Below are 658 nucleotides of genomic sequence, written 5' to 3' on the forward strand. Positions count from 1 at the left end.
GACCCGGTGCAGGCCTCCCGCCGGAAGGCCCGCGCCGGTCCGGACCGAGCAGATCCCGGCCAGGCAGAGCAGCATGGCGAGATCGTGCTCGTCGGTCCGGTGCAGGATGCTCTCGGAGAGGTCCTCCAGCTCTGCCAGGGCAGGCCCGGCGGGCGTCGAATCGCCCGCCGTGGCGGCGGCCCGGAGATTGCGGCTGATCTCTGAGATCCCCTGCATGACGGCCCTTCGGTACGCGGATCCGCCGCTTTCGGACTTTTCGCGGATCTCGGACTGTTCTGAAACTATTTCACGCAACTCCTGAGAGGATAGCGCCCGGCAGATGTTCCGGGGTAGCCGGAGCGAGGTCGTCGGCCGGGAGTTCCACGCCGATCGAGCGGAGCCAGGTCTCGCTGTAGATCGTACTGGCGTACTTGTCTCCGCTGTCCGCGCAGAGACACACCGCGAGCTCGATCTCGGGATGCATTTCCAGATATCCCACACAGGCCGCCACCACCGATCCGGCCGAGGCCCCGATATGCAGTCCGGCCGATCGCTGCACGAGTCGGCAGTAGTGGGCCGATTCGCTGATGCTGGCGATCTCCAGCTGGTCCACCAGAGAACTGTCGAGGAAGGTGGAAGGGGGGGTGGCGCCGATTCGGGAGGGGTGCCGTTTGCGGGG

General features: G+C 66.7%; 1 protein-coding gene and 1 pseudogene. Both read right to left on the reverse strand.

All coding sequences use genetic code 11. The features are described from left to right. On the reverse strand, window positions 1-294 hold a 294-nt coding region (locus ABD323_RS43345), incomplete at its 3' end, for a hypothetical protein (protein ID WP_344447522.1). Continuing rightward, a pseudogene (locus tag ABD323_RS43350) lies at window positions 287-658 on the reverse strand (hypothetical protein); the annotation flags it as partial. The gene ABD323_RS43345 and the pseudogene ABD323_RS43350, both read right to left, overlap by 8 nt.

The organism is Kitasatospora nipponensis, assembly GCF_039528135.1.
Classification (GTDB): Bacteria; Actinomycetota; Actinomycetes; order Streptomycetales; family Streptomycetaceae; genus Kitasatospora; species Kitasatospora nipponensis.